Below are 25,360 nucleotides of genomic sequence, written 5' to 3'. Positions count from 1 at the left end.
CGCGTACGGTAGCTGGTCGTGACCACCCTCTCGTCCGGCTTCGCGCGGGCCCGCCGCTGGCTCCGGGACCATCCCCTCGCGTTCGACGCGACGCTGGCGTTCTGCACCCTCTCCGCGATGATCTGCGGTTCCTTCGCCGCTCCGGGCGACTATCACGGGCCCCCCACCTTCGGAACCCGCACCCCCGAACTCTTCAGCGTCCTCCTGATGACGCTCTCCGCGATCGCCCTCGTCCTGCGGCGACGGCGCCCGATGCAGGTCCTCGCCGTCACCGGAGCGCTCTCGGTCACCGAGTACGTCCTGATGGAGCCGCCCGCCCCGGTCGTCATGAGCACGGTCATCGCCCTCTACACCGTCGCCTCGCGCACCGACCGTCCCACCACCTGGCGGGTCGGACTGCTGACCATGGGGGCGGTCACGGCCACCGCCATGCTCTTCGGCTCCACCCCCTGGTACAGCCAGGAGAACTTCGGCGTCTTCGCCTGGACCGGACTGGCCGGAGCCGCCGGCGACGCCGTACGCAGCAGGCGCGCCTTCATCGACGCCATCAGGGAACGCGCCGAGCGCGCCGAGCGCACCCGCGAGGAGGAGGCCCGCCGCCGGGTCGCCGAGGAGCGGCTGAGGATCGCCCGCGACCTCCACGACGTCGTCGCCCACCACATCGCCCTGGTCAACGTCCAGGCCGGGGTCGCCGCCCATGTCATGGACAAGCGCCCGGACCAGGCCAAGGAAGCGCTCGCCCACGTACGCGACGCCAGCCGCTCCGCGCTCAACGAGCTCCGGGTCACCGTCGGCCTCCTGCGCCAGCAGGGCGACCCCGAGGCGCCCACCGAACCCGCCCCCGGCCTCACCGTCCTCGGGGAACTGGTCGACACCTTCCGCAACGCGGGCCTCCCCGTCGAGGTGGCCTGCGCCGACCGCGACCGGCTGCCCGCCGCCGTCGACCTCGCCGCCTACCGCGTCATCCAGGAAGCCCTGACCAACGTACGCAAGCACGCGGGCGCGGCGGCCGCCGCCGAGGTGAGCGTCGTACGGGTCGGAGCCACCGTGGAGGTCACCGTGCTCGACAACGGCCGGGGGAGCGCGGGGCGCCGCCCCGCGACCGGACCGGGCGACGGCGGACCGGGCGGCCACGGTCCGGACGGCGGCGGTCCCGACGACGGCGTCGGACCGGAGTGCGGCGGCCACGGCCTGGTCGGCATGCGCGAACGCGTCACCGCCCTCGGTGGGAGCCTCACCGCCGGGCCTCGGTACGGCGGCGGGTTCCGCGTCCATGCGATCCTTCCCGTCGAAGCCCGCACGGGAGAACCGGAGCGGCCGGGCACGGCGGGCGGAACGGGGCTCCGCCGATGACCCGACCGATACCGACACCTGCGGCCGAGGCGCGGGAGGCGCCGATCCGGGTGCTGCTCGCCGACGACCAGGCGCTTCTGCGCAGCGCGTTCCGGGTGCTGGTCGACTCCGAGCCGGACATGGTGGTGGTCGGCGAGGCGGCCGACGGGGCACGGGCCGTGGAACTGGCGCGTGCCGAGCGCGCCGACGTGGTGCTCATGGACATCCGGATGCCGGGCACCGACGGGCTGGCCGCCACCCGCATGATCAGCGCCGACCCGGAGCTGTCCGCGGTGCGGGTGGTCATGCTCACCACGTTCGAGGTCGACGAGTACGTGGTCCAGTCGCTGCGCGCCGGGGCGTCCGGTTTCCTCGGCAAGGGCGCGGAGCCGGAGGAGCTGCTCAACGCGATCCGGATCGCCGCGGCGGGGGAGGCGCTGCTCTCCCCGGCGGCCACCAAGGGGCTCATCGCCACGTTCCTGGCCCAGGGCGGCAGCGGTACGTCGGCGGGGCCGGACAGCGCGGAGTACGCGGAACGGCTGGCGGCGCTCACCGGCCGCGAACGCGAGGTGCTGGTCCTGGTCGCGGGCGGCCACTCCAACGACCGGATCGGCGAGCGGCTCGCGGTCAGCCCGCTCACCGTCAAGACCCATGTGAACCGGGCGATGGCGAAACTGGGCGCGCGGGACCGGGCCCAACTGGTGGTCATCGCCTACGAATCGGGCCTGGTGCGCCCTCGGGCCGACTGACCGGTGGAGCACGGCGTACGGCGGTGTACTCCAACTGCGGTATGCGCGGCGAAAGAAAGCAGCCCGAGGGGCGACGTTTCGGCTGCGGGGGGCGGCGATAGTGGGACGGGGCGGGAGGGGTGGGCCCTTCGCGTTCCCCTCCTCGCCGAGCCCTCTGCCGCGTACGCCACAGAAGAGAGACCCCACCCATGTCCTGGCTGTCCAGATTCAGCCTCGCGCAAAGGGCCCTGATCGGGCTGATCTCGATGGTCGCGCTGGTCTTCGGCGCGATAGCGATACCGCAGCTCAAGCAGCAGTTGCTGCCCACCATCGAACTGCCGATGGTCTCGGTGCTGGCGCCCTACCAGGGTGCGTCTCCCGACGTGGTCGAGAAGCAGGTCGTCGAGCCGCTGGAGAACACCCTCAAGGCCGTCGACGGCGTCGAGGGCATCACCTCCACCGCCAGCGAGGGCAACGCCCTCATCATGGTCACCTTCGACTTCGGCGACGAGGGCACCAAGCAGCTCGTCGCGGACATCCAGCAGGCGGTGAACCGGGCACGCGCCCAGCTGCCCGCCGACGTCGACCCGCAGGTGATCGCGGGCTCCACGGACGACATCCCGACCGTGGTCCTCGCCGTCGCCTCCGACGAGGACCAGCAGGTCCTGGCCGACCGGCTCGACCGCGCCGTCGTCCCGGCCCTCCAGGACATCGACGGCGTCGGCCAGGTCACCGTGGACGGCGTGCGGGAACTCCAGGTCTCCGTCGTCCCCGACGACAAGAAGCTCGCCGCGGCCGGCCTGAACGCGGGCACGCTCGCCGGGGCGCTCCAGTCCGGCGGCGCCACCGTGCCGGCGGGCTCCTTCTCCGAGTCCGGCAAGAACCGCACCGTCCAGGTCGGCGGCCCCTTCACCTCGCTGCAGCAGATCGAGGACCTCCAGGTCGTCGCCGAGGACCCGGCGGGCGGCTCGGGCGGACCGGCGAAGCCCGTGCGCCTCGGCGACGTGGCCGAGGTCGTGCAGGAGCCGTCCACGGCGGTCTCCATCACCCGCACCAACGGCAGGCCGAGCCTCGCCGTGATGGCGACGATGGACAAGGACGGCAGCGCTGTCGTCATCTCGGACGCCGTCCGGGAGAAGCTGCCCGACCTCCGCAAGGACCTCGGCAGCGGCGCCGAGCTGACGGTCGTCTCCGACCAGGGCCCCGCCGTCTCCAAGTCGATCTCGGGCCTGACCACGGAGGGCGCGCTCGGTCTGGTCTTCGCGGTCGTCGTGATCCTGGTCTTCCTCGCGTCGATCCGCTCGACGCTGGTCACCGCGGTCTCCATCCCGCTCTCGGTCGTCCTCGCGCTGATCGTGCTCTGGACCCGCGACCTGTCGCTGAACATGCTCACGCTCGGCGCGCTCACCATCGCCATCGGCCGGGTCGTCGACGACTCGATCGTGGTCCTGGAGAACATCAAGCGCCACCTCGGCTACGGCGAGGAGCGCCACGCGGCGATCATCACCGCGGTCAAGGAGGTCGCCGGAGCGGTCACCTCCGCCACCCTCACCACCGTCGCCGTCTTCCTGCCCATCGGTCTGGTCGGCGGCATGGTCGGTCAGCTGTTCGGCTCGTTCTCACTGACCGTCACCGCCGCGCTGCTCGCCTCGCTGGTGGTCTCGCTCACCGTGGTGCCGGTCCTGTCGTACTGGTTCCTGCGCCCGCCGAAGGGCACCCCCGAGGACGCGGCGGAGGCCCGCCGCCTCGCCGAGGAGAAGGAGGCGGCCAGCCGGCTCCAGCGGATCTACGTCCCGATCCTCCGCTTCGCCACCCGCCGCCGGGTCACCAGCCTCGTCATCGCCGTCGCCGTCCTGCTCGGCACCTTCGGCATGGTCCCGCTGCTGAAGACGAACTTCTTCGACCCCGGCGAGCAGGAGGTCCTGACCGTCAAGCAGGAGCTGGCCCCCGGCACCAGCCTGGAGGCCGCCGACGAGGCCGCGCGCAAGGTCGAGGAGGTCCTCGCCGAGGACAAGGGCGTCAAGGACTACCAGGTCACCGTCGGCTCCTCCGGCTTCATGGCCGCCTTCGGCGGCGGCACCGGCTCCAACCAGGCGTCCTACCAGGTCACCCTGAAGGACGCGGCGGACTCCGAGGACGCCCGGGACCGCATCGACACGGCCCTCGGCAAGCTCGACGGGATCGGTGACACCACCATCGCCGCCGGTGACGGATTCGGCTCCCAGGATCTGAGCGTCGTGGTCAAGGCCGCGGACGGCGACGTCCTGGCGAAGGCGGCCGAGGCCGTCCGCACCGAGGTCGCCACCATCGAGGACGTCACCGACGTCCAGAGCGACCTGGCGCAGAGCGTCCCGCGCATCTCGGTCACCGCCAACGACAAGGCGGCCGCCGCCGGGTTCGACTCCGCCGCCCTGGGCGGCATCGTCGCCGGAGCCGTACGCGGTACGCCCGCCGGCTCCGCGACGCTGGACGACACCGAGCGCGACATCGTCATCCGCTCGGCGAAGCCGGCCGCCACCATGGCCGAGCTGAAGGCCCTGCCCCTCGGCCCGGTCGAGCTCGGCGACATCGCGGACGTGAAGCTCGTCCCCGGCCCGGTCTCGATGACCCGGATCGACGGCCAGCGCTCGGCGACGATCACCGCCAAGCCGGTCGGCGACAACACCGGCGCGGTCAGCACGGACCTCGCCAAGAAGCTCGACGCGCTGGACCTCCCCGAGGGGGCCACCGCCACCATCGGCGGCGTCAGCGCGGACCAGGAGGAGGCGTTCGGCCAGCTCGGCCTCGCCATGCTGGCCGCCATCGCCATCGTGTTCATGCTGCTGGTGGCCACCTTCCGGTCGCTCGTCCAGCCGCTGATCCTGCTGGTCTCCGTGCCGTTCGCGGCCACCGGGGCCCTGGCCCTGCTGCTCATCACCGGCACCCCGCTGGGCGTCCCGGCGATGATCGGCATGCTGATGCTCATCGGCATCGTGGTCACCAACGCGATCGTGCTGATCGACCTGATCAACCAGTACCGCGCCCAGGGCCTCGGCATCGTCGAAGCCGTCATCGAGGGCGGCCGCCACCGTTTCCGTCCGATCCTGATGACGGCCCTGGCGACCATCTTCGCCCTGCTCCCGATGGCGCTCGGCGTCACCGGCGAGGGCGGCTTCATCTCGCAGCCGCTGGGCGTCGTGGTGATCGGCGGCCTGATCAGCTCCACGCTGCTGACCCTGCTCCTCGTGCCGACGCTGTACGCGATGGTCGAGCTCCGCAAGGAACGCCGCGCCAGGAAGAAGGCCGCCAAGCGCGCGGCCAAGGAGGGGACGACGCCCGAGGCCCGGACGGAGGAGCCCCGCGAGGCCGAACCCGCCAAGGCCTGAACCGGGGAAACCCGGCAGCCCGAAGGGGCCCGTCCCCCCACACGTGTGGGACGGGCCCCTTCGGGTTTCCCGTCCGCCCGGCCGAGGGGGACGAAGGTGTCCCCGCGCGCCGGCCGACGGCGTACCCGCGGTCCTCAGGCCTCCCCGCCCAGCGCCTCGATGATCCGGCGCCACGTCTCCCCGTGCGGCTCGGGGCGGCGGAGACTCAGCTCCACCGTCTCCCGGACCAGGCGGGCGCGGGTCTCCTCCGGGGCCGCGTGCAGGATCGCGGCGAGGTCGCCCGGCTCGAAGCCGCCGGACGCCCCCGCCAGGACCAGGGCCAGCTGTGCGTGGGTCAGGGAGGAGAGCCGGTCGCCGAAGACCTGGCTCTCGATGCCGCCCCCGTGCATCAGCGCGACGCCGTCCCCGGCCTCCAACGCCCGGTCCACGTACGCCTGGAGAGCCGTCCGGTCCTCGACGAGGCGGTACGCGGCGTCCAGCCCCTCGGTGCGGCCGATGTCGAGCAGCGCGACGTGGGCCGGCGGGGTGCCGTCCGGCGGCCGTACGTTCAGCAGGCGCGGGTTCTCCTCCAGGTAGGCCCGCGACTCCTTCCAGTCCGTGTACTCCAGCCACTGCGCCACCTGCTCCTGGAGGATCAGCGCATCGTAGGCGGCGGTCACCCCGTGGGCGAGCACGGAATCCCGGAGCAGGGCGTGCCGCTGTGCGTCGCGCGGGTTCAGGATCGCCAGCTCGTCGAGGGCCGTCGCCGCCGCCCGGCCGGCGAGGACCTCCGCGTGGCGGGACCAGAAGTCGCGTGAGCTGGGCCAGTTCGGGGCGAACATCCAGGCGCCGACGACGTCCAGCGTCTCCGGCGGCAGGGCCAGCCAGTCCGGCACCGGCGTGAACGTCTCCTCCTCCCACACGGTGTGCACCGTCGCGGGATCGCCGTACGCGCGCAGCGCCTGCCGGGCCCGTACGGTCACGGCGTCCGCGCCCGCACCGGCCTCCGCGTCCTCGTCCAGCCACGTCACCAGCTCGTTCACCCCGATGGCGGGGCCGGGGTCGGGGCAGCGCAGCAGAAAGGCGCTCCGCTCCACGGTCAAACGGCGGGCGGTCGCCGGACCGGTCCCCGTGAACGCCTCCACGGCCGCGTCGAACTCCTCGACCGCCGCAGCGTGTTCGCCGGTACGGGCGAGGGCACGGGCCAGGTCGTCGAGAGCGGAGGCCAGGGCTGCGACGGAGAGGTCGCAACCGCCCGCGTCCTCCAGCGCCAGCGACCGGCGGAGCGCCGTCGCCTCCCGGAGCGCCTTCACCGCCGCCCCGGGGTCCCCGTTCAGCTCCACGTACGTACCGAGCACCTGGAGGGAGTCGGCGAGATCGGCCCGTACGGTGTCCCCTTCCGCCCGCAGCAGCTCCACCGCCTCCCGCGCCGGGGGCAGCGCCCCGTGCGGGTCACCGGTGGCGGCCAGGCTCCGGGCGAGGGTGCGCAGGGCGGCGGCGAGGCCGGCGCGGGCCGCCCCGGGGCGCCCGGCCGCCGGCTCGCGGTGGAGGGCGACGGCTTCCTCCGCCGCCCGCACGCCCTCGGCCGGGTCGCCGGCCCGGCCGAGATGACGGGCGAGGCCCTCCAGCGCCTCCGCCAGCTCCGGGCGGAAGGCGTCAGGCCGCTCCCCGGCGAGCGCCCGGTAGCGGTCACGTGCCTCCCGCGCCGCTTCGACCGCTCCGGACGCGTCGCTCACGGCCGCGCGGTGGTGTCCGAGGGCGCGGAGGGCGGCGGCGAGCCGGGGAAGGAAGGCGTCCGGCTCCTCCTCGGCGAGTCCCCGCAGGAGACCGACCGCCTCCTCGGCGTGGGGCACGGCCGCCACGCCTTCCCCGGTGTCCGCCAGCCGCGTGGCGTAGGACAGGAGGGCGGCGGCGAGCGCCGGAACGGATGCCCCCGGCCGCCCCTCCGTCACCAACTCGCGCTGGAGCCGCACGGACTGTCGCGCGAACGGCACCGCACCCGCCCGGTCCCCGGCGGCGGCGATGCGTTCGCCCAGCACGCCCATGGCCAGCGCCGACTCCGGCTGGAACGTACCGGGGCGCTGCACTCCGAGTTCGACGTAGATCCTCGCCGCCTCCTCGGCAGGGGGCAGGGCGGCACCGTGGTCCCCGGTGGCGGCGAGCCGCTCCGACCACCGGAGCAGGGCCCCGGCCAGGCCGGGCAGCCCGGCGGGGTCCCGCTCGGCGTCGGCCCGCAACCGCCGGACCTCCGCCCCGGCACGGGCCGCGGCGGCGTCGGCGGCGCGGACGTCGGCCGCGGTGACATCGGTGGCAGAGGCGCCGGCCGCGGTGGTGTCGCCGGCGGTGACCTCGGCTGCCCCCGCCTCCACCGGTGCGCCGGTTCCCCCCGTACGCCCTCGCGGGCCGACGCCTTCCGTACGCACCCGCGCGCCGACCTCGCCCGCCCCTGTCGCGGCGGCGGTCTCCGCCACGCGGCTCGGCGCGCCGGCCTCCCGCGCGGGCGCCGGTACACCCGCCGCTCCCGTGCCCGCCCGCGCGCCGCCCGCCGCACCGGTCACCGTGCCCCCGTCACGAACCCCGCGCGCCTCGTCGCCCGCACCTGTCCCGTGGCCCTCGTCCATCACGCCCGCCCCACCGTCCTCGCCGCTCATTCCGGTCAGCCTCATCGGCTCCGCCCGCAGGGTGCTCCGCTGCGGTGGGTAGCAGCGTAGTTACAGGCCGGTGTCATCGGCTGCCGTACGGAGGAACTGCCGTACGGGGGAAGTGCCGTGGCCGGGGCTGCGGTGGGGAGGAGCGGGCCCAGCTCGGCATGGCCGGTACGTGGAAGCCCCGGCGTGCCGACCTGCGGCACACCGGGGCTTCCGGGCGTTGCGGAGCGGACAGGTGCTCGTTCCCGAGCGGAGGGACGCTACGGCAGCGCCAGCATCCGTTCCAGCGCGAGCTTCGCGTACTTCTCGGTCTCCGGGTCGACCTCGATCCGGTTGACCAGCTTGCCGTCGGCGAGCGACTCCAGGGTCCAGACCAGGTGCGGCAGGTCGATGCGGTTCATCGTCGAGCAGAAGCAGACCGTCTTGTCCAGGAAGACGATCTCCTTGTCCTCGTCGGCGAAACGGTTCGCCAGGCGGCGGACCAGGTTCAGCTCCGTGCCGATGGCCCACTTCGAGCCGCGCGGGGCCGCCTCCAGCGCCTTGATGATGTACTCCGTCGAGCCCACGTGGTCCGCGGCGGCGACGACCTCGTGCTTGCACTCCGGGTGCACCAGCACGTTGACGCCGGGGATGCGGGCCCGGACGTCCTCGACCGACTCGACCGAGAAGCGGCCGTGGACCGAGCAGTGGCCGCGCCACAGGATCATCTTCGCGTCCCGCAGCTGCTCGGCGGTGAGGCCGCCGTTCGGCTTGTGCGGGTTGTAGACGACGCAGTCGTCGAGGCTCATCCCCATGTCCCGCACGGCCGTGTTGCGGCCCAGGTGCTGGTCGGGGAGGAAGAGGATCTTCTCGCCCTGCTCGAAGGCCCACTCCAGGGCCCGCTTCGCGTTCGACGAGGTGCAGATCGTGCCGCCGTGCCGGCCGGTGAACGCCTTGATGTCGGCGGAGGAGTTCATGTACGAGACGGGCACCACCCGGTCGGCGACCCCGGCGTCCGTCAGCACGTCCCAGCATTCGGCGACCTGCTCGGCCGTGGCCATGTCGGCCATCGAGCAGCCGGCCGCCAGGTCGGGCAGCACGACCGCCTGGTCGTCCGCGGTCAGGATGTCGGCGGACTCGGCCATGAAGTGCACACCGCAGAAGACGATGTACTCCGCCTCCGGGCGGGCCGCCGCGTCGCGGGCCAGCTTGAACGAGTCGCCCGTGACGTCCGCGAACTGGATGACCTCGTCGCGCTGGTAGTGGTGGCCGAGGACGAACACCTTGTCCCCGAGCTTCTCCTTCGCGGCGCGGGCGCGCGCCACCAGGTCCGGGTCGGACGGGGACGGGAGGTCTCCGGGGCACTCGACACCGCGCTCGCTCCTCGGGTCGGCCTCCCGGCCGAGCAGCAGCAGCGCGAGGGGTGTCGGCTGTACGTCCAGGGGCTGGGCCGTGGTCACGTCACGCACCCTTTCTTCTCTGCGTTCTGCTCTGCGCTTCTGCGAACGCGCCTTTTCGTCTATTTGACGCTATCTATGATAGCCGCTTCGTGTCACTTTGACGATGCCGATAGCGTCGATGTGACGCATCCCCTGGGCGACCGGGTGTGCGAGCATGAAAAGGAACAGACAAGCGCTTGGCCCGGAATGATTACGCGGGTCTGGCGGTTGAACCGTCGGCAAGCAGTCCGTACAACCCGGGAGAGAAGCAGATGTCCGTATCGGACGAGACCACCACCGTGAGCGACGGCATCCTCCTGTCCGACGCCGCCGCCTCCAAGGTCAAGGCCCTGCTGGAGCAGGAAGGCCGCGAGGACCTGGCGCTGCGCGTCGCCGTTCAGCCCGGCGGTTGCTCGGGCCTGCGCTACCAGCTCTTCTTCGACGAGCGCTCGCTCGACGGTGACGTCGTCAAGGACTTCGACGGTGTCAAGGTCGTCACCGACCGGATGAGCGCCCCGTACCTGGGCGGCGCCTCCATCGACTTCGTCGACACCATCGAGAAGCAGGGCTTCACGATCGACAACCCGAACGCCACGGGCTCCTGCGCCTGCGGCGACTCGTTCAGCTAGGCGCTGCGAGCGGGAACACGCGGCATACGGAGGCGGCCCCGGGAATCACTCCCCGGGGCCGCCTCCGTCATGTCCCTGCGCCCGTCCATCCGTGTGCCCGGGGCTCAGCCGCGGGGCACCGCTCCGCCGGAGGCCGCGTCGATCACCGTGCGGTCGCCCAGCGGCTTGTCCAGCGTCACCGTCCGGGTCAGCTCCTTGGCGATCATGATGCAGGCCTTCTTGTCCTCCTGCGGCTTCTCCGTGACCGTGATCCGCACCTGGCCCGCGCTCTCCTGCGCGCTCGCCGTGTACGTACTGCACACACCGCCCCAGAACGTCACCTCAAGGGTCCGCCCGTCCGCCCCGTACGACGTCACCTTCCGGTCCCCGGACGGCGTCGGGGTCCTTGGCCTCTCGATGAACTCCGGGTCCACCGCGATCCGGGTGACGGTGTCCTCCGGGCCGCCCGGGGCCTGCCGGACCGTGAACAGCCAGGACGGCACCAGCGTCGGCCGGCCCTCCACGTGGTTCAGCGCCAGGCCGAACGCCGCGGCCTCGACCGTCCGCTCCACCGGCGCCCGCTTGCCGTTCGACGGCACGCACCGGAGCTCGGACGGGGGCTTCGGCTCGCCCTCCAGCGGGACGGGAGTGGCGCACCCGCCGACGTCCCGGCCACCGTCGCCCTTCCCCCTGTTCTCCGCGTTCAACTGCTTCAGCGCCTCGTCCGCGCCGACCGTCGGGTAGGTGTCGCCCTTCTCCAGCGCCTTGAGATGGCCGCTGCCGCCGGTCACCCTGCCGTCCGGACCCACCTGGACGCCGGTCGACCAGCCGTACGTCGGGAGGCCGTCGATCTTCGGATCGGCGTTCACCACGCGGACGTCGCCCATCACCTGGCCGGCGTTCAGCGCCGCGTCGTCCTGGCCGGCCGCCTTGAGGACCGGGGCCGCGGCCGCCTTCGCCGCCTTCTCGCTCACCGGCTCGCCGCCGCCCGGCCCGGTGGGCCCGTTCGCGCACATCATCCCCGGCTCGCAGGGCTCGGACGGGGTGGTCGCGGCGAACGTCCAGGTGCCCGGCGCCTGCTTCGCCACCTTCAGGAGCGCGCCCGGCCCGTCCTCGTCGCCGACCACCCAGGACGTCCCCCGTGTGTGCGGCGTGCCGGGGATGCCCAGCGCCTTCGCCAGCCGGGCGACGTCGGCCGGGGCGACCGTCCCCTTCGCCACGTGGACCGCTGCCTCGTCCGGGCCGTCCGGGAGGTCGCCCGAGGCCCGGTAGACCACGGGCGGGCCGGACGGGTCCGGTTCACCGGGGGCGATGCCCGGAGGCGGGGTGTCCGAGGCCGAGGAGGCGACCCCCCGCAGGTCGGCGGGGGCGTCCAGGGTGAGCGGCCGGGCCTCGTCCTTCGCCGCCGCCCCGCCGTCCGCCCTGCCGCCCTCGTCGGAGGCGGTCGAGGCCCAGTACGCCCCGCCGCCTCCGGCCAGCAGGACCGCCGCGGCCACCGAGGCCACCGCGAGGCGCGGCCGCCGTCGCCGGGGACCGGTCACGTCGTTGTCGGGTCGCTCGGTGCTCACCGGATCGCTCCTTCGACTGCGTTGCCGTCGCGGTGCCAACCGCGTGTCCCCGGACGGGGGCACCGGTGGGACGGAGCGGGGGAGTGCGCGGTTCCACCGGCCGGGGGAAGCCCGGACGCGAGCGCCGCGCGGATCGCGCCGGTGCCGGCGCGGAAAGGCCGAAAGGCGACGCCGTCCGGCCGGTCCCGGCCGGCGCTCAGTCCCCGTACTCGGACATGGCGTCGATCAGCCGCGCCGACGAGGGCGGTACCGTCACCCCGTTGATCAGGGACGGCTTCACCGGCGCGGCGGCGTTCTTCGCGGGCTTCGTCCAGTGCGGCGCCATCCGTGCGCAGTCCCCGCGCAGGGCGGCCAGGCTCAATTCCGACTCGGGCAGTGCGGTGTGGTTCGACATATCCGCACCGTAACCACGGCCATGGTCAGGTAGAAAGCCCTACTATCGGGTAGTTTTCCCTTTTCCGGTCGCGGGGCTCACCCGGTAGCGTGAACTGTCACGTCGTCCCGGAGGGCGCACTCACGGCCCTTCGCCTTCCGCAGGAGCAGTCTCCCCGTGCGTATTGCTGTCACCGGCTCGATCGCCACCGACCACCTCATGACCTTCCCCGGCCGCTTCGCCGACCAGCTGGTCGCGGATCAGCTGCACACGGTCTCCCTCTCCTTCCTGGTCGACAACCTCGACGTGCGCCGGGGCGGTGTCGCCGCCAACATCTGCTTCGGGATGGGCCTGCTCGGCACCCGCCCGATCCTGGTCGGCGCCGCCGGGTCCGACTTCGACGACTACCGCGCCTGGCTCGACCGCCACGGCGTCGAGACCGGTTCCGTCCGGATCTCCGAGGTCCTGCACACCGCGCGCTTCGTCTGCACCACGGACGCCGACCACAACCAGATCGGCTCCTTCTACACGGGCGCGATGAGCGAGGCCCGCCTCATCGAGCTGAAGAGCGTCGCCGACCGCGTCGGCGGCCTCGACCTCGTCTCCATCGGCGCCGACGACCCCGAGGCGATGCTCCGCCACACGGAGGAGTGCCGCTCCCGGAACATCCCGTTCGCCGCCGACTTCTCCCAGCAGATCGCGCGGATGGACGGCGAGGAGATCCGCATCCTCCTCGACGGCGCCACCTACCTCTTCTCCAACGAGTACGAGAAGGGGCTCATCGAGTCCAAGACCGGCTGGAGCGACGAGGAGATCCTCGCCAAGGTCGGCCACCGTGTCACCACCCTCGGCGCCCGCGGCGTCCGGATCGAGCGGACCGGCGAGCCGGTCATCGAGGTCGGCTGCCCCGAGGAGGACACCAAGGCCGACCCGACCGGCGTCGGCGACGCCTTCCGCGCGGGCTTCCTCTCCGGTCTTGCCTGGGGCGTCGGCCTGGAGCGCGCCGCCCAGGTCGGCTGCATGCTCGCCACCCTGGTCATCGAGACGGTCGGCACCCAGGAGTACACCCTGCGCCGCACCGCCTTCATGGACCGCTTCACCAAGGCGTACGGCCACGAGGCCGCCACCGAGGTCCGCCAGCACCTGGCGTGATCAGCCGAGCCGGCGGACCGCGTAGGCCCAGCCCCGGTCCGCCCGCTCCTCGCCCACGTACTCCTGGCCCCGCATCTCGCACCAGGCCGGGATGTCCAGCCGCGCCGCCTCGTCGTCGGCCAGCACCGTCACCGTGGCGCCCACCGGTACCTCCCCGATCACCTTTGCGAGCTCGATCACCGGGATCGGGCAGCGGCGGCCCCGCGCGTCGACCACCAGGGGCGTGGCGGGGGCGGGGGAGCGAGGCGCCGAGAGCGGGGCGGCAGGGGCGCCGAACCGTTCGCGTACGCCGGCGACCACCTCGGGCAGCACCTCCAGGAAGCGGTCCAAGTCGGCCCCCGCGGTGCCCGGCGGCAGCGACACCCGGACGTTCCCCTCGGAGAGCACGCCCATCGCCGTCAGGACATGGCTCGGCGTCAGGGTGCTGCTCGTGCAGGACGAACCGGACGATACGGAGAACTCCCTCCGGTCCAGCTCGTGCAGCAGGGTCTCCCCGTCGACATAGAGACAGGAGAAGGTGACCAGGTGCGGCAGCCGCCGCTCCGGATCGCCCACCACCTCCGCGTCGGGCACCCGCTCGGCCACCACGGTCCGGATCCGGTCCACCAGGGCCCGCAGCCGTACCGCCTCGGCCGCCGCCTCGCTCCGCACCGCGCGCAGCGAGGCCGCCGCCGCCACGATCGCCGGCAGGTTCTCGAACCCCGGCGCCCGCCCGGACTCCCGCTCCCCGGCCGGCCCCGCGGGAGCGAAGCGGACCCCCTTGCGGACCGCGAGCAGCCCGACCCCGGCCGGACCGCCCCACTTGTGCGCGCTCGCCGTCAGCAGCGACCAGCCCGCCGGGACCGGCCCCCAGCCCAGCGACTGGGCCGCGTCGACCAGCAGCGGCACCCCGGCCTCCGCGCAGAGCGCGGCGACCCCGGCCACCGGCTGCTCGGTGCCCACCTCGTGGTTGGCCGACTGGAGGCAGGCCAGTGCGGTGTCCGCCCGCAGCGCCCCGCCGTACGCCGCCGGGTCCACCGCCCCCGTACGGTCCACCGGGACCTCGGTGACCGAGCCGCCCGCCGCCCGGTGGGCCGCCGCCGCATGGAGCACAGACGAGTGTTCGACCGCGGAGTGGGCCAGATGGCGGCCGACACGCCGACGGCCCGAAAGAGCCCCGGCAATTCCCGCGTGCACCGCCGTCGTCCCCGACGAGGTGAAGACCAGCTCGTCCGGGCGGCAGCCGACGGCCTCCGCCGCCGCCTCCCGGGCCGCGTCCAGCAGCAGCCGTGCCCGCCGCCCCTCGCGGTACAGACGGGCCGGATCGGCCCAGCCCTCGTCGAGTGCGGCAAGCAGGGCCTGGCGTGCGACGGGATGGAGGGGGGCGGCGGAGGCGGCATCGAAGTAGGGCACCCGGCCACGCTAGCCCGCCCCCGGCCCCGCCTCGCCGCGGGCCGCTCCTCCCGGACGGGCGAGGGGTCGTCAGATGGGGGCCGGAGGCCCGGATTCCACTCCATGGGGGTGTCCGGCGGCGCGTTGGGCACCCTCCCCGCGCGACCCCAAATAGCGTCCAGTAGGGTTTGGTCCGCATAAACATCCAAACCCCTGCCCGCGTCAGGGCCGGCGACCGACCAGAGACATACGGGCGCGCCGAACCGTGCGGGCGAGACTCTCGGGAAGGCGCTACGTGAGTCCCAACGGCTCCGACCGCTCGTCGCGGCGCCCGATGCGGCGGAAGCTGCCGCAGGTGCTGACTGCGGGCCTGGTCCTGGCGACGGCCTCCGGTTGTTCATACAACTGGGAGGATTTCCCCCGCCTCGGAATGCCCACACCGGTAACGGAAGAGGCCCCGCGGATCCTCTCCCTCTGGCAAGGCTCGTGGGCGGCAGCGCTCGTCACGGGTGTCCTTGTCTGGGGGCTGATCCTCTGGAGCGTCATCTTCCACCGGCGTAGCCGGACCAAGGTGGAGGTACCTCCGCAGACCAGGTACAACATGCCCATCGAGGCGTTGTACACAGTGGTTCCCCTCATCATCGTCTCGGTGCTGTTCTACTTCACCGCGCGAGACGAGTCGAAGCTCCTGGAGCTCTCCGACAAGCCCGCCCACACCATCAACGTGGTCGGCTTCCAGTGGAGCTGGGGCTTCAACTACATCGAGAAGGTGGACGGGCAGCCCGCAGCGGGCCCCGAGTTCCCCAAGGAGCTCGACGCCATCCCCAACCGGTTCCGTGAGGACTTCCCCGAGGGCGCCGGCGGCGTCTACGACGTGGGCATCCCCGGCACCCGCAACCCGCAGAACGGCAACCCGGGCCCGACCCTGTGGCTGCCGAAGGGGGAGAAGGTCCGCTTCGTCCTCACTTCGCGTGACGTCATCCACTCCTTCTGGGTGGTGCCGTTCCTCATGAAGCAGGACGTCATTCCGGGCCACACCAACGCGTTCGAGGTGACTCCCACCCGCGAGGGCACCTTCATGGGCAAGTGCGCCGAGCTCTGTGGCGCCGACCACTCCCGGATGCTCTTCAACGTCAAGGTCGTCTCCCCGGAGCGTTACCAGCAGCACCTCAAGGAGCTGGCTGAGAAGGGTCAGACGGGCTACGTGCCGGCCGGCATCGCGCAGACCGACCCGGCCAGGAATGCGGAGAAGAACCAACTGTGAGCATCCTCAACGAACCTCAGGGTGCCGCTCCGGCAGACGACTCGTACGAGGACGAGCTGCCCGTGCGGCGCAAGCAGCCGGGAAACATCGTCGTGAAGTGGCTGACCACCACCGACCACAAGACGATCGGTACGCTCTACCTGGTCACGTCGTTCGTCTTCTTCTGCGTCGGCGGACTCATGGCGCTCTTCATGCGCGCCGAGCTGGCCCGTCCGGGTACGCAGATCATGTCGAACGAGCAGTTCAACCAGGCATTCACGATGCACGGCACGATCATGCTGCTGATGTTCGCGACGCCGCTGTTCGCCGGGTTCGCGAACTGGATCATGCCGCTGCAGATCGGTGCGCCCGACGTGGCGTTCCCGCGGCTGAACATGTTCGCCTACTGGCTGTACCTCTTCGGCTCGATCATCGCGGTGGCCGGCTTCCTCACCCCGCAGGGTGCGGCCGACTTCGGCTGGTTCGCCTACTCCCCGCTCTCGGACGCGGTCCGTTCGCCGGGCGTCGGCGCCGACATGTGGATCATGGGTCTGGCCTTCTCCGGCTTCGGCACGATCCTCGGCTCGGTCAACTTCATCACCACGATCATCTGCATGCGCGCGCCCGGCATGACGATGTTCCGCATGCCGATCTTCACCTGGAACGTCCTGCTGACCGGTGTCCTGGTCCTGCTGGCCTTCCCGGTCCTCGCCGCCGCGCTCTTCGCGCTGGAGGCCGACCGTAAATTCGGCGCGCACATCTTCGACGCGGCCAATGGCGGCGCGCTGCTGTGGCAACACCTCTTCTGGTTCTTCGGCCATCCAGAGGTGTACATCATCGCGCTACCGTTCTTCGGAATCATTTCCGAGGTCATCCCGGTATTCAGCCGCAAGCCGATGTTCGGTTACATCGGCCTGGTCGCGGCCACCATCGCCATCGCCGGTCTTTCCGTGACGGTGTGGGCGCACCACATGTACGTGACGGGCGGCGTGCTCCTGCCGTTCTTCTCCTTCATGACGTTCCTCATCGCCGTACCGACAGGCGTGAAGTTCTTCAACTGGATCGGCACGATGTGGAAGGGGTCGTTGTCCTTCGAGACACCGATGCTCTGGGCCGTCGGCTTCCTGATCACCTTCACCTTCGGTGGTCTGACCGGCGTCATCCTCGCCTCGCCCCCGATGGACTTCCACGTCTCGGACTCGTACTTCGTCGTCGCGCACTTCCACTACGTCATCTTCGGCACCGTGGTCTTCGCGATGTTCTCCGGATTCCACTTCTGGTGGCCGAAGTTCACCGGCAAGATGCTGGACGAGCGGCTCGGCAAGATCACGTTCTGGACGCTGTTCGTGGGCTTCCACGGCACATTCCTGGTGCAGCACTGGCTCGGTGCCGAGGGCATGCCGCGTCGTTACGCGGACTACCTCGACGCGGACGGCTTCACCGCGCTGAACACGATCTCGACCATCTCCTCGTTCCTGCTCGGCCTGTCGATGCTGCCGTTCTTCTACAACGTCTGGAAGACCGCGAAGTACGGCAAGAAGATCGAGGTCGACGACCCATGGGGTTACGGCCGTTCGCTGGAGTGGGCGACGTCCTGCCCGCCGCCGCGGCACAACTTCCTCACCCTGCCGCGGATCCGTTCCGAATCCCCGGCGTTCGACCTGCACCACCCGGAGATCACGGCGCTGGAGCAGCTCGGCCACGACTCCGAGTCGGACAAGGCCCTCGCCGGCGGCAAGGAGGCAGGCAAGTGAAGATCCAGGGACAGATGTTCATCTGGCTGAGCGTCTTCATCCTCGCCATGGCCATCGTGTACGGCGTGTGGTCGAAGGAGCCGGTCGGCACCACGGCGCTCTTCCTGGCCTTCGGGCTGGCCGTCATGATCGGCTTCTACCTGGCCTTCACGGCCAACCGGGTCGACGCGATGGCCCAGGACAACAAGGAAGCCGACGTCGCCGACGAGGCCGGCGAGCTGGGGTTCTTCTCCCCGCACAGCTGGCAGCCGCTCTCCCTGGCGATCGGCGGAGCCTTCGCGTTCATGGGCGTCGTCTTCGGCTGGTGGCTCCTGTACTTCTCCGCCCCTCTGCTCCTGGTCGGCCTCTTCGGCTGGGTCTTCGAGTACTACCGGGGCGAGAACCGCACCCAGTGACACCGCACACCGTGCCACCGCCCCGGCGGTGACACGCGCTACACCACGAAGGGCCCGCATCGCCGAGAGCGACGCGGGCCCTTCCCTCGTTTGCAGTCACAGAACGCGCTGGAACGGATGAATCTTCCTAGCGTGGACGGCATGAACCACACGCCGCGCATCCGCACCGTAGTGAGCTGCACCCTGCTGGTCGTGACCCTCGCCGCGGGTGCGACCGCCTGTGGCTCCTCCGACGGCCACCCGCTCTCGACGAAGCCCTTCGACGCGAGCGACCAGGTCACCTTCAACGGCCCCTCCAGCGAGGAGAAGGCCGACCCCGACAAGCCCCTGGAAGTCACCGTCAAGGGTGACGAGGGGCGCATCACCGATGTCAGCGCCGTGGACACCGGCGGCCGCCACCTCGCGGGGGAGCTCTCCGCCGACGGCAGGCGCTGGCGCTCCACGGCCCCGCTCGCGGCCGGCACCGGATACACCGTCAGGGTCGCCATGGAGAACGGCGACGGCGCCCCCGGTGTCCGTACGCTCTCCTTCGGCACCTCGTCGCCCAAGAAGCTGCTGAAGGTCGCCTTCGGCCCGGAGGCGGGCACCTACGGCGTCGGACAGCCCATCACAGCGGAACTCAGCGCTCCGATCACCGACAAAGCGGCGAGGGCCACCGTCGAGCGCGCCCTGAAGGTCCGCTCCACCCCGGCGGTCACCGGCTCCTGGCACTGGGTCGACGACAAGAAGCTCCACTACCGCCCGAAGGAGTACTGGCCGGCGAACGCCTCCATCGAGGTGCGGTCCAACCTGGCGGGCATCAAGGTGACCAACGCGCTCTACGGAGCCGACGCCAAGCCCCTGAAGCTCACCACCGGCGACCGGATCGAGGCCATCACCGACGCCTCGGACCACTCGATGACGGTGCTCCGCAACGGAGAAGTGATCAACACCATTCCGGTCACCACCGGCAAGCCCGGTTTCTCCACCCGCAACGGCGTCAAGGTGGTGCTCGCCAAGGAGCAGTTCGTCCGTATGCGCGGGGAGAGCATCGGCATCGCGGCCGGCTCCTCCGAGTCGTACGACCTGCCGGTCTACTGGGCCACGCGGGTGACCTGGAGCGGCGAGTACGTGCACGCCGCCCCCTGGTCCGTCGGCTCCCAGGGCAGTGCGAACGTGAGCCACGGCTGCACCGGCATGAGCACGAGCAACGCCGAATGGTTCTTCGACACCGTGCGCGAGGGCGACATCGTCAAGGTCGTCGGCAGCGAGGGCGAGGACATGGACCCGTTCGGCAACGGCTTCGGTGACTGGAACCTCTCCTGGGAGAAGTGGCAGCAGGGCAGCGCCCTCCACGAGGGGGCGCCGGACAGCCCGCAGACCCTCCAGGCGGCCCGGCTGCGTCCCCACGTATGAGACCGGGCCGCGAGGACGCCGGACGCCCCCCTCGGGCCGTGGGGGCCGCTCAGGCCCCCACGGCGAGCCGCTGCCGCAGCAGCGCCGCCAGCGCGTCGGCGAACTCCACCGGCTCCACCGGCAGCGTCACCGCCGCCTCCGCACGGCTCCAGGTGGCCAGCCACGCGTCCTGCGGGCGGCCGATCAGCAGGAGCACGGGCGGGCAGCGGAAGATCTCGTCCTTGATCTGGCGGCAGACGCCCATCCCGCCGACGGGAGCCGTCTCCCCGTCCAGCACGCAGACGTCGACGCCGCCGGCGTCCAGCGCCGCGAGGACGGCCGGGAGCGTCGCGCACTCCAGGAACTCCACCGGTGGAACGTCCGCGGCGGGCCGGCGACCGGCTGCCAGCCGCACCTGCTCCCGGATGTTGGCGTCGTCGCTGTAGACCAGGACCGTGGCGGTCGCCTGCATTGTTCCTCCGTGACATCGACGTCGTCGGGGCTCTGGGGGCATGAACCGATGCGCGGATCGTACTCCGCCCGACCCGCCGTCAGCACCGGTAATGACGACGTTCCGATGGGCCGTTCGGCGCAGGGCGCGACCCCTGCGGACGGTACGGACACACCGAACGGCACCCCCCGGGGTGAGGGCGGGATAAGCGACCGACATAATGTCGGTCGTGGCGACAGCAACGACAGTAGAAACCGGGCACGCGCACCCGTCGGTCAATCGGCCGAACCTCACCAGCGTCGGAACCATCATCTGGTTGAGTTCCGAGCTGATGTTCTTCGCGGCCCTCTTCGCGATGTACTTCACCCTGCGATCGGTGATGGGACCCGATTACTGGAAGGAGATGTCCGGCCATCTGAACTTCCCGTTCTCGGCGACGAACACCACGATCCTGGTGCTCTCCTCACTCACCTGCCAGCTCGGCGTCTTCGCCGCCGAGCGGGGCGATGTGAAGAAGCTCCGCACCTGGTTCATCATCACGTTCGTGATGGGTGCGATCTTCATCGGCGGCCAGGTCCTGGAGTACACCGAGCTGGTGAAGGACGCGGGGCTCTCCCTCTCGTCCGACCCGTACGGCTCGGTGTTCTACCTGACCACCGGCTTCCACGGTCTGCACGTGACAGGCGGTCTCATCGCCTTCCTGCTGGTCCTCGGCAGGACGTACGCGGCCAAGAGGTTCACCCACGATCAGGCCACCGCCGCCATCGTCGTGTCCTACTACTGGCACTTCGTCGATGTCGTATGGATCGGCCTGTTCGCAACGATCTACATGATCAAGTAACCGGGCTCGCACCCGCCCACCATCGACGCAGAAGATCCTGACACCGGGGTAATCCGTGAAAAAGCTCTCCGCACGACGACGCCATCCGCTGGCGGCGGTCGTCGTACTACTCCTCGCGCTGGCGGCTACCGGGGGGCTGTACGCCGCGTTTGCGCCTGCGGGCAAGGCGCAGGCCGATGAAACCGCCCAGTCCCTCGCCATCGAAGAGGGCAAGAAGCTCTACGCCGTAGGCTGCGCCAGCTGCCACGGCACCGGCGGTCAGGGCACCACCGACGGGCCGTCCCTCGTGGGCGTGGGCTCCGCCGCCGTGGACTTCCAGGTCGGTACGGGCCGTATGCCCGCGCAGCAGCCGGGCGCCCAGGTACCGAAGAAGAAGGTCATCTACAGCCAGGCGCGAGATCGACCAGCTCGCGGCGTACGTCGCGTCGCTCGGCGCCGGTCCGATCACGCCGACCGACAAGCAGGTCGACCCGGCGGGCGCGGACGTCGCCAACGGCGGCGAACTGTTCCGCACCAACTGCGCTCAGTGCCACAACTTCACCGGTAAGGGCGGAGCCCTGACGGAGGGCAAGTACGCACCCGACCTCGAAGGTGTGAGCCCGAAGCACATCTACGAGGCCATGCAGACCGGCCCGCAGAGCATGCCCTCCTTCCCCGACACGACGATGCCGGAGCAGGAGAAGAAGGACATCATCGCGTACATCGAGACCGTGAACGGTGATGAGACGGAGAGCCCCGGCGGTCTGGCCCTCGGCGGTCTCGGCCCGGTCAGCGAGGGTCTGTTCGCCTGGATCTTCGGACTCGGTGCCCTCGTCGCAGTCGCCGTTTGGGTCGCGGCCCACACCGCTAAGGCCAAGAAGTCATGAGTAGCCAACAGAATCCAGAAGACAACCTGCCCGATGAGCAGGAGACCGCGCACGGCGCGGTGGAGCGTGCGGACGACGCGTTCGCCGATCCGGGGCTGCCGGCCCACCAGCCGCGCATCCAGGACCTCGACGAACGCGCCGCGAACCGCTCGGAGCGGGCCGTAGCGTTCATGTTCACCCTCTCGATGCTGGCGACGGTGGGCTTCATCGCCTCCTACGTCATCTTCCCGGTGGACAAGATCGTCTACATCTGGCCCTTCGGCCATGTGAGCGCGCTCAACTTCTCCCTGGGTCTGACCCTGGGCGCGGCGCTCTTCTTCATCGGCGCGGGAGCCGTCCACTGGGCGCGCACCCTCATGTCCGACGTCGAGGTCGCGGCCGACCGTCACCCGATCGAGGCGACGCCGGAGGTCAAGGCCCAGGTCATGGCCGACTTCGCGGCCGGTGCCGAGGAGTCCGCGATCGGCCGCCGCAAGCTGATCCGCAACACCATGTTCGGCGCGCTGGCCCTGGTGCCGCTCTCCGGTGTGGTCCTGCTGCGCGACCTCGGTCCGCTGCCGGAGAAGAAGCTCCGCAAGACCCTCTGGGCCGAGGGCAAGCAGCTCATCAACATGAACACGATGAAGCCGCTCCGCCCCGAGCACATCACCGTCGGGTCGCTGGCCTTCGCCATGCCCGAGGGGCTCGACCCGGAGGCGCACGACTTCCAGACGCAGATGGGCAAGGCCGCCCTGATGCTCGTCCGCATCGAGCCGGACGACATCAAGGACAAGCGCCAGCGGGACTGGGCCCACGAGGGCATCGTCGCGTTCTCCAAGGTCTGCACCCACGTCGGCTGCCCGATCAGCCTGTACGAGCAGCAGACGCACCACGTGCTCTGCCCGTGCCACCAGTCCACCTTCGACCTTTCCGACGGCGCTCGCGTCATCTTCGGTCCCGCCGGCCACCCCCTTCCGCAGCTGCGGATCGGTGTCAACAGCGAGGGCAACCTCGAGGCGCTCGGCGACTTCGACGAGCCCGTCGGTGCTGCCTTCTGGGAGCGCGGATGAGTACTGCGACGACAAACCCCTCCGCCGCCGAAACGGCGAGCGGGCGCAAGGCCCCGGCGGGCGAGCGGGTCGCCGACTGGGCGGACGGCCGACTGGGCATCTACGGCCTGGCCAAGGCCAACATGCGCAAGATCTTCCCGGACCACTGGTCCTTCATGCTCGGTGAGGTCTGCCTCTACAGCTTCATCATCATCATCCTCACGGGTGTGTATCTGACGCTGTTCTTCCAGCCGAGCATGGGCGAGATCGTCTACCACGGTCCGTACGAGCCCATGCAGGGCATCCGGATGTCCGAGGCGTACGCCTCGACGCTGAAGATCAGCTTCGAGGTCCGCGGTGGTCTGCTCGTGCGGCAGATCCACCACTGGGCCGCGCTGATCTTCCTGGCCGGCATGTTCGTGCACATGATGCGCGTCTTCTTCACGGGCGCCTTCCGCAAGCCGCGCGAGATCAACTGGCTGTTCGGCTTCCTGCTGTTCGTGCTCGGCATGTTCACCGGGTTCACCGGCTACTCCCTCCCGGACGACCTGCTGTCCGGTACGGGTGTCCGCTTCACCCAGGGCGCGATCCTGTCCGTGCCGATCGTCGGCACGTACATCTCGATGTTCCTGTTCGGCGGCGAGTTCCCCGGCCACGACTTCGTGGCCCGGTTCTACTCGGTCCACATCCTGCTGCTGCCGGGCATCATGCTCGGCCTGCTGGTGGCCCACCTGATCCTGGTCTTCTACCACAAGCACACGCAGTTCGCGGGTCCCGGCCGGACCAACAAGAACGTCGTCGGCATGCCGCTGCTGCCCGTGTACATGGCGAAGGCCGGAGGGTTCTTCTTCCTCGTCTTCGGCATCATCGCGGTCATCTCGGCCATCGCCACGATCAACCCGATCTGGGCCATCGGCCCCTACCGGGTCGACCAGGTGTCCACCGGCGCCCAGCCCGACTGGTACATGGGCTTCGCCGAGGGTCTGGTCCGTGTGATGCCGGGCTGGGAGATCAACCTGTGGGGTCACACGCTCGTCCTGGGCGTGTTCATCCCGCTGGTCGCCTTCGGCCTGGTGCTCGGCGTCATCGCGCTCTACCCGTTCATCGAGTCCTGGGTCACCGGCGACAAGCGCGAGCACCACATCCTGGACCGCCCGCGCAACGCCCCGACGCGTACCGCGTTCGGCGTCGCCTGGATCACGGCGTACTTCGTCGGCCTCATCGGCGGCGGCAACGACCTGTGGGCCACGCACTTCCACCTGTCGATCAACGCCATCACCTGGTTCGTCCGGATCTTCTTCTTCCTCGGACCGGTCATCGCGTTCATCGTCACCAAGCGGATCTGCCTCGGCCTCCAGCGCCGCGACCGGGACAAGGTGCTGCACGGACGCGAGTCCGGCATCATCAAGCGCCTGCCGCACGGTGAGTTCGTGGAGGTCCACGAGCCGCTCAGCCCCGCGCAGCTGCACACGCTCACGGCGCACGAGCAGTACAAGCCGCTCGAACTCGGCCCCGCGGTCGACGAGAACGGCGTGAAGCGCAAGATCTCCCCGGTGCAGAAGCTGCGCGCCAAGCTCAGCAAGGGGTTCTACGGCGAGGGGAACCAGATCCCCAAGGCGACCCCCGAGGAGTACAAGGAGATCAGCGAGGGCCACGGCCACCACTGATCCCCTGAACCGATCGCCACCGTGAGAGCCCCGTCCAATCGCCGGACGGGGCTCTTCGCGGTCCCCGGCGCTGGATAGGGTGGAGCCGATCCTTCTGACCGGCTGTGGACCCTGGAGCGGACCATGAACGTGGTGACCCCGAGCGGCGGCGACGGCGTGGCGGCCCCTTCCTGGCCCGGCCTCCTGAACCCCCTGCTGCGCGGCGAGGACCTCAGCTCCGAGGAGACCGCCTGGGCCATGGACCGCATCATGAGCGGCGAGGCGACCGACGCGCAGATCGCCGGGTTCGCCGTGGCCCTGCGGGCCAAGGGCGAGACCGTCGAGGAGGTCACCGGGCTGGTCCGCGCGATGTACACCCACGCCAACACCATCGAGGTGCCGGGCCGCACGGTCGACATCGTCGGCACCGGCGGCGACCTCGCCAAGACGGTCAACATCTCGACCATGTCCGCGATCGTCATCGCCGGCACCGGCGCCAAGGTCGTCAAGCACGGCAACCGCGCCGCCTCCTCCGCCAGCGGCTCCTCCGACGTGCTGGAGAAGCTCGGCGTCAATCTGGAGCTGACTCCGCGGCGGGTCGTCGAGGTCGCCGAGCAGGCGGGCATCACCTTCTGCTTCGCCGTGAAGTTCCACCCCGCCCTGCGCTACGCGGCCAAGGCCCGCAAGGAGCTCGGCGCGCAGACCACGTTCAACATCCTGGGCCCCCTCACCAACCCGGCGCGGGTCCGCGCCCAGGCGGTCGGCGTCGCCGACGCCCGGATGGCGCCCATCGTCGCGGGTGTCCTGGCGGAACGGGGCAACAGCGCCCTGGTCTTCCGCGGCGACGACGGACTGGACGAGCTGACCACCACCGCCACCTCCCGCGTCTGGGTGGTCCGCGACGGCACGGTCCGCGAGGAGGCGTTCGACCCGCGCGACGTGGGGCTGCCCATCGTCCCGGTCGAGGCCCTGCGCGGCGCGGACGCCTCGTACAACGCCGATGTGGCCCGCCGCCTGCTGGACGGCGAGGGCGGTGCGGTACGCGAAGCGGTCCTGCTCAACTCGGCGGCGGCCCTGGTCGCCCTCGATCCGGGGACCGGGACGCTGGCCGAACAGCTCGCGGCGAAGATCGCGGTCGCGGCCGACTCCATCGATTCCGGGGCGGCCAAGCGCGCTCTGGAGCGCTGGGTGGCGGTCAGCAACGCCTGACCACGCCGGAG

General features: G+C 70.9%; 19 protein-coding genes and 1 pseudogene. 14 read left to right on the top strand and 6 right to left on the bottom strand.

The window, feature by feature from the left end:
• The first annotated feature begins 18 nt into the window (after positions 1 to 18).
• From QFZ71_RS06650 to QFZ71_RS06640, 3 genes are all read left to right on the top strand, one after another.
• Positions 19 to 1,353, top strand: coding sequence for a sensor histidine kinase (locus QFZ71_RS06650; protein WP_307667332.1), 1,335 nt, complete (start codon positions 19 to 21; stop codon positions 1,351 to 1,353).
• The gene (locus QFZ71_RS06645) at positions 1,350 to 2,081 is read left to right on the top strand and encodes a response regulator transcription factor (protein ID WP_307667331.1); all 732 of its coding nucleotides are present in this window, start codon (positions 1,350 to 1,352) and stop codon (positions 2,079 to 2,081) included. The genes QFZ71_RS06650 and QFZ71_RS06645 overlap by 4 nt, the downstream gene beginning before the upstream one ends.
• A gap of 188 nt (positions 2,082 to 2,269) precedes the next feature.
• Positions 2,270 to 5,425: an efflux RND transporter permease subunit gene (locus QFZ71_RS06640; protein ID WP_307667330.1), complete on the top strand. Its 3,156-nt coding sequence runs from the start codon at positions 2,270 to 2,272 to the stop codon at positions 5,423 to 5,425.
• Positions 5,426 to 5,559: 134 nt separating this feature from the next.
• Here QFZ71_RS06640 and QFZ71_RS06635 read toward each other — a convergent pair whose 3' ends face one another.
• The gene (locus QFZ71_RS06635) at positions 5,560 to 8,055 is read right to left on the bottom strand and encodes a tetratricopeptide repeat protein (RefSeq protein WP_307667329.1); all 2,496 of its coding nucleotides are present in this window, start codon (positions 8,053 to 8,055) and stop codon (positions 5,560 to 5,562) included.
• A 257-nt stretch (positions 8,056 to 8,312) separates the two neighbouring features.
• Complete coding sequence (gene nadA, locus QFZ71_RS06630; RefSeq protein WP_307667328.1) at positions 8,313 to 9,491, bottom strand: quinolinate synthase NadA; 1,179 nt, start codon at positions 9,489 to 9,491, stop codon at positions 8,313 to 8,315.
• Between the two features lie 251 nt (positions 9,492 to 9,742).
• Here nadA and QFZ71_RS06625 point away from each other — a divergent pair, with 251 nt between their 5' ends.
• On the top strand, positions 9,743 to 10,099 hold the full coding sequence (locus QFZ71_RS06625) for an iron-sulfur cluster assembly accessory protein (protein ID WP_030118057.1): 357 nt from the start codon (positions 9,743 to 9,745) through the stop codon (positions 10,097 to 10,099).
• 104 nt (positions 10,100 to 10,203) lie between these two features.
• Here the strand turns inward: QFZ71_RS06625 and QFZ71_RS06620 are convergent, their stop codons facing one another.
• Both QFZ71_RS06620 and QFZ71_RS06615 read right to left on the bottom strand, forming a co-directional pair.
• The gene (locus QFZ71_RS06620) at positions 10,204 to 11,646 is read right to left on the bottom strand and encodes a hypothetical protein (RefSeq protein WP_307667327.1); all 1,443 of its coding nucleotides are present in this window, start codon (positions 11,644 to 11,646) and stop codon (positions 10,204 to 10,206) included.
• Between the two features lie 196 nt (positions 11,647 to 11,842).
• Positions 11,843 to 12,040, bottom strand: coding sequence for a hypothetical protein (locus QFZ71_RS06615; RefSeq protein WP_307667326.1), 198 nt, complete (start codon positions 12,038 to 12,040; stop codon positions 11,843 to 11,845).
• A 156-nt stretch (positions 12,041 to 12,196) separates the two neighbouring features.
• On the opposite strand from QFZ71_RS06615, the gene QFZ71_RS06610 reads away from it, so the two are divergent.
• A complete protein-coding gene (locus QFZ71_RS06610) occupies positions 12,197 to 13,171 on the top strand; it encodes a carbohydrate kinase family protein (protein ID WP_307667325.1) in 975 nt (324 codons plus the stop codon).
• Here the strand turns inward: QFZ71_RS06610 and QFZ71_RS06605 are convergent, their stop codons facing one another.
• The gene (locus QFZ71_RS06605) at positions 13,172 to 14,563 is read right to left on the bottom strand and encodes a cysteine desulfurase/sulfurtransferase TusA family protein (RefSeq protein ID WP_307667324.1); all 1,392 of its coding nucleotides are present in this window, start codon (positions 14,561 to 14,563) and stop codon (positions 13,172 to 13,174) included. It abuts the gene before it with no gap.
• Between the two features lie 274 nt (positions 14,564 to 14,837).
• Here QFZ71_RS06605 and coxB point away from each other — a divergent pair, with 274 nt between their 5' ends.
• The 4 genes from coxB to QFZ71_RS06585 all read left to right on the top strand — a co-directional run bounded on the left by coxB (position 14,838) and on the right by QFZ71_RS06585 (position 19,329).
• Complete coding sequence (coxB, locus tag QFZ71_RS06600; protein WP_307667323.1) at positions 14,838 to 15,806, top strand: cytochrome c oxidase subunit II; 969 nt, start codon at positions 14,838 to 14,840, stop codon at positions 15,804 to 15,806.
• Entirely contained in the window at positions 15,803 to 17,539 is a 1,737-nt protein-coding gene (ctaD, locus tag QFZ71_RS06595; protein WP_307667322.1) for a cytochrome c oxidase subunit I, read from the top strand. Before coxB ends, ctaD begins: the two co-directional genes overlap by 4 nt.
• Positions 17,536 to 17,934, top strand: a complete 399-nt coding sequence (locus tag QFZ71_RS06590) for a cytochrome c oxidase subunit 4 (protein WP_307667321.1) — start codon at positions 17,536 to 17,538, stop codon at positions 17,932 to 17,934. Before ctaD ends, QFZ71_RS06590 begins: the two co-directional genes overlap by 4 nt.
• A 141-nt stretch (positions 17,935 to 18,075) precedes the next feature.
• Positions 18,076 to 19,329 carry an Ig-like domain-containing protein gene (locus tag QFZ71_RS06585; RefSeq protein WP_307667320.1) on the top strand — a complete coding sequence of 418 codons (1,254 nt, stop codon included), beginning with the start codon at positions 18,076 to 18,078 and terminating at the stop codon, positions 19,327 to 19,329.
• 49 nt (positions 19,330 to 19,378) lie between these two features.
• Here QFZ71_RS06585 and QFZ71_RS06580 read toward each other — a convergent pair whose 3' ends face one another.
• Positions 19,379 to 19,780 (bottom strand): hypothetical protein, encoded by a 402-nt coding sequence (locus tag QFZ71_RS06580; RefSeq protein WP_307667319.1) that lies wholly within the window; start codon positions 19,778 to 19,780, stop codon positions 19,379 to 19,381.
• A 199-nt stretch (positions 19,781 to 19,979) separates the two neighbouring features.
• Between QFZ71_RS06580 and QFZ71_RS06575 the strand changes: the two genes are divergently transcribed.
• The 5 genes and pseudogenes from QFZ71_RS06575 to trpD all read left to right on the top strand — a co-directional run bounded on the left by QFZ71_RS06575 (position 19,980) and on the right by trpD (position 25,349).
• Entirely contained in the window at positions 19,980 to 20,600 is a 621-nt protein-coding gene (locus QFZ71_RS06575) for a heme-copper oxidase subunit III (protein ID WP_073769395.1), read from the top strand.
• 55 nt (positions 20,601 to 20,655) lie between these two features.
• Positions 20,656 to 21,466, top strand: a pseudogene (locus QFZ71_RS06570) (c-type cytochrome).
• Entirely contained in the window at positions 21,463 to 22,515 is a 1,053-nt protein-coding gene (locus QFZ71_RS06565) for a ubiquinol-cytochrome c reductase iron-sulfur subunit (protein ID WP_307667318.1), read from the top strand. Before QFZ71_RS06570 ends, QFZ71_RS06565 begins: the two are co-directional and overlap by 4 nt.
• Positions 22,512 to 24,161, top strand: a complete 1,650-nt coding sequence (locus QFZ71_RS06560; protein WP_307667317.1) for a ubiquinol-cytochrome c reductase cytochrome b subunit — start codon at positions 22,512 to 22,514, stop codon at positions 24,159 to 24,161. Before QFZ71_RS06565 ends, QFZ71_RS06560 begins: the two co-directional genes overlap by 4 nt.
• A 123-nt stretch (positions 24,162 to 24,284) precedes the next feature.
• A complete protein-coding gene (trpD, locus tag QFZ71_RS06555) occupies positions 24,285 to 25,349 on the top strand; it encodes an anthranilate phosphoribosyltransferase (protein WP_307667316.1) in 1,065 nt (354 codons plus the stop codon).
• Positions 25,350 to 25,360: the final 11 nt, after the last annotated feature.

Origin of the sequence: Streptomyces sp. V2I9 (assembly GCF_030817475.1) — a bacterium.
GTDB lineage: Bacteria > Actinomycetota > Actinomycetes > Streptomycetales > Streptomycetaceae > Streptomyces.
Note: the sequence above shows the minus strand (reverse complement) of the source record. Positions and strands in the feature narration are given on the sequence as shown.

Excerpts from the sequence above, each read along its gene's own strand:
- QFZ71_RS06645 (WP_307667331.1), top strand. The coding sequence starts at position 1,350 with ATGACCCGACCGATACCGACACCTGCGGCCGAGGCGCGGGAGGCGCCG.
- QFZ71_RS06560 (WP_307667317.1), top strand. The coding sequence starts at position 22,512 with ATGAGTACTGCGACGACAAACCCCTCCGCCGCCGAAACGGCGAGCGGG.
- QFZ71_RS06625 (WP_030118057.1), top strand. The coding sequence starts at position 9,743 with ATGTCCGTATCGGACGAGACCACCACCGTGAGCGACGGCATCCTCCTG.
- QFZ71_RS06635 (WP_307667329.1), bottom strand. The coding sequence starts at position 8,055 with ATGAGCGGCGAGGACGGTGGGGCGGGCGTGATGGACGAGGGCCACGGG.
- QFZ71_RS06575 (WP_073769395.1), top strand. The coding sequence starts at position 19,980 with ATGTCGGTCGTGGCGACAGCAACGACAGTAGAAACCGGGCACGCGCAC.
- QFZ71_RS06640 (WP_307667330.1), top strand. The coding sequence starts at position 2,270 with ATGTCCTGGCTGTCCAGATTCAGCCTCGCGCAAAGGGCCCTGATCGGG.
- QFZ71_RS06615 (WP_307667326.1), bottom strand. The coding sequence starts at position 12,040 with ATGTCGAACCACACCGCACTGCCCGAGTCGGAATTGAGCCTGGCCGCC.
- QFZ71_RS06580 (WP_307667319.1), bottom strand. The coding sequence starts at position 19,780 with ATGCAGGCGACCGCCACGGTCCTGGTCTACAGCGACGACGCCAACATC.
- QFZ71_RS06585 (WP_307667320.1), top strand. The coding sequence starts at position 18,076 with ATGAACCACACGCCGCGCATCCGCACCGTAGTGAGCTGCACCCTGCTG.
- QFZ71_RS06565 (WP_307667318.1), top strand. The coding sequence starts at position 21,463 with ATGAGTAGCCAACAGAATCCAGAAGACAACCTGCCCGATGAGCAGGAG.
- trpD (WP_307667316.1), top strand. The coding sequence starts at position 24,285 with ATGAACGTGGTGACCCCGAGCGGCGGCGACGGCGTGGCGGCCCCTTCC.